The sequence below is a fragment of the Schleiferilactobacillus shenzhenensis LY-73 genome, assembly GCF_000469325.1.
Classification (GTDB): domain Bacteria; phylum Bacillota; class Bacilli; order Lactobacillales; family Lactobacillaceae; genus Schleiferilactobacillus; species Schleiferilactobacillus shenzhenensis.
The window spans coordinates 1-6,306 of record NZ_KI271626.1 but is presented as its reverse complement, the minus strand read 5'-3'; the positions used below and the strand labels follow the sequence as shown (position 1 = coordinate 6,306).

Genomic DNA, 6,306 nt, shown 5'->3' with positions numbered 1-6,306 from the left:
TTTTGATGTGGAGAAAGAGGGACAAGTGGAGATTATTGGGTGGCTGTACCAGTACTACGACGAAGAAGCAAAAAACGATGCAGTCGGCCAGCCTAAGTCGCATAAGTACGACCCCCAAGAACTCGCAGCTGCCACCCAACTGTTCACACCCGACTGGATCGTCAAATACATGGTGGATAATTCTCTGGGCAAACTTTGGATTCACGCTCAGATGGCCCGCCATCCAAAGAGCACTGAAGCGGCCCTTGCCGACCACTTTGGGTGGTCCTACTACATGGCCGATGCGGAGCAAAATGTAGAAACGAACCATCTGATTTCGGTCGCTGACAAGCCATTGGCCGATTTGGCACCACAAGACATCCGTTTGCTTGATCCATCCATGGGATCCGGCCATATCTTGGTGTATGCGTTCGACGTCTTCATGAAGATTTATTTGGATGAAGGGTATGGCAAGCGTGACGCAGCCCGTGAAATCGTCCAACACAATCTGAGCGGGTTAGATATTGACCACCGGGCTCAGCAACTGGCCTATTTTGCGTTGATGATGAAACTACGGCAGTTCGACCGTAACGCCTTAACAGACAGTATTGTTCCCCGAGTGTTTCGAATTCCTGCAACGACCGACTTTCCTAAGGATAACTGGGAATCGCTGATTGAAGACTTTTCATCCGAGCAAAAGGGGACGGCCACTCACTTGATGACGGCATTCAATTATGGTGACCAATTTGGTTCCCTTATTGATACAACTAAGATTGGCGCTGATTCACTACGTTCGTTAGCAGAAAGGCTGGCATTGAACAAATACAACCAGATGTATTTCAAAGTCGCCCAGGTTCTAGAAGTGATGGTTCATGTCGCCATCCTTCTTTCAGAGAAACAGGACATTATTGTGACGAACCCGCCTTATCTGGGATCGGCAAGGTTAAACAAACAGTTCAGCGACTTTGTAAAAAGCAATTATCCAAGTGCCAAAGTTGATCTGTTCGCGATGTTCCTCGAAAAAATGACAGGTTCTCTCAAGCCTGGCGGGTACAGTGCTTTGGTAACCATGCAGTCATGGATGTTCTTGTCGAGTTTTGAAAAGCTACGGATTGAACTTCTCGACAAATATGCCCTTTCCAACTTGATGCACATGGAAAACGGCGTAATGGGAATTGCATTTGGCACAGCAGTTTCGATTTTCAGAAATGTTAAGGCGCCCGCATTCGTCGGGACCTACCATCAAATGAAGTTCCCCGACGTTAAAGAGGGGGCGCCGGCGAAACTTCCTGTTCCTGGGAACCGTTACAATCGTACTAACCAAGCGAATTTTGAAGAAATTCCCGGAAGTCCAATCGCTTACTGGGCAAGCCAACAGTTGATTGATGATTTTCGCGTGGGGACACCTTTGGGTAATCTTGTGGATGCACGGCATGGTGTCACCACGGGTGATAACAACATGTTTATCCGTCAGTGGTTCGAGGTGTCCATTGATCAATGTAACTTTCATGCGAATAACTCTCGTGTTGCACTTGAATCAGGGAGTAAGTGGTTTCCTTACAATAAAGGGGGAGCATTCCGAAAGTGGTATGGAAATTATGACTATGTCGTAAATTGGTACAACGACGGGCATGAGATGCAAACTTACCGTCGAAAAGATGGCAAAGTCCACTCCATTACACCAAGCAAAGAATTTTACTTTCGTGAAGCGATTACATGGTCAGATGTGACCAGCGGGTTATTTGCAGCACGGTATCGCGAGTCCGGCAGCATCCATGATGTAACCGGAATGTCGGCATTCGGGAAAACTGGCCGGACCGACCTATTTCAATTGTTAGGCTTGCTAAACTCCAAAGTGACGAATTATGTGTTCAAAATTGTAAACCCCACCATTCATTTGCAAATTGGAAATTTCAGTACTTTGCCAGTACTCAACGGTCAAGACGTTCAGCCAATCGTATTGCAGAACGTCAATCTCACAAGAATTGATTGGGACGCATCCGAAACCTCATGGGCGTTCAAGACTCAGCCAGTTCTCCTTGGTATCGCTGAGCATAAGGCATTTGCACAGCACAAAATTCATAAGTGGTTGGAGGGAGCAAGGGCCAAATGGGGGAAATTCCGTGACAAAATTCGGCAAAGATTCTACTCTGTGCCAAAATTGTGCCAAATATCTGAATTGGGAGGATTGTAACATGGTAAGTTATCGAAAACGCGGCAAGGTATGGCAATACGAAATCTCTTACAAGGACCTGGACGGTGGCTACAAAAAGCTTCGCAAGTCTGGGTTCCGATTAAAGTCTGACGCTGAACTGGCGGCCAGTCAGGTCAAGTCCCTGTATGCCGACGTCCGGCAATTCAAAGCGGGGGAAATTCCGCTGAGCGTATACTTCGAGCGGTGGATCACCCTCTACAAGCGTAACTCCGTCAGTGATGTCACCTTCATCAAGTACGAGAACACCCTCCATCACATCCGCAAGATCTTCGGTCAGATGCCGCTGAAGGACATCACTCGCACCGTCTACCAAGAGCGTCTCAATGTCTTCGCCCGTGACCATGCACCCCGGACTGTTTCAGCTTTCCACAAGCAGATCCGCGCCGCGCTCCTCGACGCCCTCGACGAGCACATTATTTCCAGCGACCCCACACGCAAAGCCGTCGTCACTGGCATTGCCGTCCACCGGCCGAAAAAGGCCCTCGACTTCGGCGAATGGCGAACGCTCATTCATCACCTGCACCCAGACAGCGTCCCGGAGATGATGATCTACATAGCTGCCGTTACTGGTATGCGCTACGCAGAGATTCTCGGCCTCACTCCTGCCGACATCGACTGGCACACCGCCACTCTCAACATCACCAAGACGTGGGATTACAAGTACCACACGGGTTTCAAGAAGACCAAGAACAAGTCTTCAGTCAGAAAAGTGGCCCTGGATCAGCGGTCGCTACGGTTGCTCCGTGAATACACCGTCGGTCACCCTGCGACACCGACGACGCCCCTGTTCCTTATTGATGGGCACGCGCTAGTCAGTGCTGAAATCAACCAGGTCCTCACGGCAAGGTTGTCCAGTCTTGGGCTGCCTCGTGTCACTTTTCACGGATTGCGACACACCCATGCATCTATCCTGCTTTATCAGGGTGTCAGCGTCCTTTCTGTCTCTAAACGCCTTGGACACAGCAGCATCACCACTACTCAGTCGACCTACTTGCACATCATCAAGGAATTGGAAGCCAAAGATACCGACAAGATTCTGAAAATTCTCGACCAGGCATAGTTGGCACATCTCTTGGCACAAAAATCCCCCTCAGAGCGAAATCCGAGGGGGATTATTCTACTTGATGGGGGTCAAAATCTTGCTGTCAGCTTGTACCTTGGCGTGGTTCACGACGACCCCGTCGTCTAGGTCGATGGCGATATGCATATTCGCCACGTGCTGAAGCAGCACATCATACTTGACCAGTTCGCTTAACTGCTTGGCAATGTGATCGCGTTCCTTGATCATCTTGTTCTTCTCGCGGGTATTGGCTTCCTGGGCGATGAACGTATCGAGATTGGCGTGGCGCTTCTCATACGCTGCCTGCAGGTCGTGGAGGTAGGATGTGCGAATCATGGCTATCGTATCCTCGTCGTACCGATGCAGGTACATCAATGCTTTGAACCCGCCCTGCCGGCCAGAGCTCAGTTCCCAATAGATCGGCCGCCGCTGGTACACGGAAACATGATCCTTGTAGAAATCATTGTACAGGTAGCTGCGAATCTGGTCCTCTGGTGTGTCGCCAGCCTTGCCAAGACCGCTGGCGATGAACGCCAGATTCTCATGAAGATGTTCCTTGCCGAACGTTTCCGTTAAGAACTCTCGGAACCGGTACATGACGTCGCGTTCGTCTCCGAAGTAATCCTCATCCGTGAGAATCACGACATTATCCTTGTTGGGAATATATGTCTTATACTTATCAGCGTCCCAGTCCCCACCAGCAAAGGCCAATCCAGGTGTGTCAATCGAGTACCGGCCGAAGGTGACCCCGATAAAGTACGACATGAACGACCGCATGTCACGCGGTAGGTCTGCCTTCCGCACCGACACCTCCTTGTCGGATTCCTCAGAAGAAAGCTCATCCCGAAGCCCATACAAGTCGATGAAGATGCGGTTCAGTTCCTCCTCGTTCTTCTTCAGCTGGTCAAATCGATCCTGGGCTTCTTGTTTCCACTGATTGAAGGCTGCTTCAACTGTCCAGTTTCGATTATGCTCAGCAATATGAACTAACAGCATTAGACACCCAAATCCCCACGCGCCTTCAAATGAGTTCCAGTCAACTTTTGCCAACCGAATCGAATTGTTGATTCGACTATCTTGCTGATTAGAGGTCACAACCTCTGACAAGACTGGGAAGGATACCACGTTGCCGACTTGCAGATTAATCGTTGGATTTAGCATTTTGAAACAGTATTCTCCAACTGGAGAATTGAGCACACCCAATAAACGTATCAGTGTTTCATGGCTACTTGAAAATGCAGACATCCCCGAGACATCGTGAATACTTCCTGGTTCCCGATATCTGATGCTGAAACCACCACTGGTAATCAAAGACCATGTAATCGCTTCACGAAAGTAAAAGTCCGGATTTCTAACTACTGAACGTTGCTTTCCATTTGGAAATGAAAAGTGCTTGATTTCGGCACCATCGTCTTTCCAATTCACAACATAATCGTAATTTCCATACCACTTCCTGAATGACCCACCCTTGTTGTATGGGAACCATTTTTTTCTGGAAGAGATCGATTCACCTATCGAATGTGCGTCAAACTTAATTGTATCCAGTCTTACTTCGAACCATTGACGTAGAAAACGGTTATTATCCGCTGTTGCTAGACCCTGTCGTGGATCAACGATATCTCCAAGTGGCGTGCCATTCTCAAAGTCACGAATGAGGTTCTGGGATGCCCAGTAAGCAATCGGGCTACCGGGAATTTTCTCAAAGTTCGCTTGGTTAGTTCGATAAACTCCCTCTTGTTGAGGATTAACGACCATTTCTAGAAAAGCTGTTTCCTTAGCACCTTGAGAAGGAGCATTGACTAGCCTTTCGTACGTCCCAACATAGTCGTGTATTATGGCGTTCTTCATTACAAATGCAGTAGATTGAACTACTTCGCCACCAATCTCTTCAAATGCGTGCGTGCCCAAATGGGCCATATTTACTAAAAGAGCTTTTTGCATTTTAGCTCTAAGCGACGCATAGCTTGATAGAAACATCCAAGAGTGTTGCGTTACTAGACTATAGTATCCAGCCTTAGACACGAGTTCTGACGAAAGCTCAATAAAAGCAGAAAACAAATCAGATTTGCTATCTGGATACTCTCGGCCCACATATTTTGACAGAATCGCTGGCATTCTCCGGGAGCCCATATAAGGCGGATTGGTTACCACTACGCTGTATCGGTTAGCCAGCACTTGATGTACGTATAGCATCCGCTCCAGTTTACCGACGTCAGAACTTGCGGTACCAAGCGTGAGTTGCGTTTGTTGTCCATTTCGAGGGTGCAGGTATTGTGCCAAATCAGAAAGTACGTCAGCCGGTGCGGTGGGTTTGATCAAAGAGCCAAGCAAATCCCCGGAATTGAACTGCTGTATTTCCTCATGCAATAGTTGTAGGGGTTTACCAGCCTTGGCACTTGAGAATCCAGCGGCCAGAGAATTGAAAGTATTCTCGTCGATGCTGGTTTGCGGAACATCGTACAGATGAGGTTGGATTGCACGCTCCAACGCCCGCCGGTCAAACTGTCTCACCTTCATCATGACTGCGAAGTATGCTAGCTGGAATGCACGGGTATCGATGTCTAACCCAAATAAATTGTGCTCGACAATCGCGTGAGCGGCCTCCCGAGCACCATATCCTTCGCTCTGGTACAGCGCCATGAAAACATCAAAAGCATAAATCAAGATGTGTCCAGAGCCCATTGCTGGATCGAGAAATGTAATCTCCTGCAGGCTCTTCCCAGACAACGCGCCATTGATGGAAGCTAGCTGTTCTTGAACTGATGGGCTTTGCGCAGCCGCCGGCATAAAGTAACGCCAACCAAAGCCCGCGGCAATCTCTTTCTCTGACCGTTTATCATCGCGGGTATGAAGAATGTCGATCCAGTAGCGACCGAGTGAGTTCTCCACCAAATACTTGACGATCCAGTCCGGTGTGAAGAGCTGTGTGACGGCAGGAATATCGGAAGCCGTATACTTGGCCTTCCTGAAGGCCTTGTCCTTGGGCTCCTCATTATAGTACTGGTACAGCCACCCAATAATCTCCACTTGTCCCTCTTTCTCCACATCAAAA

3 protein-coding genes are annotated in these 6,306 nt (G+C 48.7%); 2 read left to right on the top strand and 1 reads right to left on the bottom strand.

What is annotated here, in order from left to right; translation table 11 throughout:
* Positions 1-2,173, top strand: a 2,173-nt coding sequence (gene pglX, locus L248_RS14780; protein WP_155828697.1) for a BREX-1 system adenine-specific DNA-methyltransferase PglX, incomplete at its 5' end; no start/stop codon positions are given.
* Position 2,174: 1 nt separating this feature from the next.
* Positions 2,175-3,254 (top strand): tyrosine-type recombinase/integrase, encoded by a 1,080-nt coding sequence (locus L248_RS14775; RefSeq protein WP_022531067.1) that lies wholly within the window; start codon positions 2,175-2,177, stop codon positions 3,252-3,254.
* A 57-nt stretch (positions 3,255-3,311) separates the two neighbouring features.
* Here the strand turns inward: L248_RS14775 and pglX (L248_RS14770) are convergent, their stop codons facing one another.
* Positions 3,312-6,281, bottom strand: a complete 2,970-nt coding sequence (pglX, locus tag L248_RS14770; RefSeq protein WP_245585319.1) for a BREX-1 system adenine-specific DNA-methyltransferase PglX — start codon at positions 6,279-6,281, stop codon at positions 3,312-3,314.
* Between the last annotated feature and the right edge of the window lie 25 nt (positions 6,282-6,306).

Coding starts and splice junctions, on each gene's coding strand:
- L248_RS14775 (WP_022531067.1), top strand. CDS start 2,175: ATGGTAAGTTATCGAAAACGCGGCAAGGTATGGCAATACGAAATCTCT.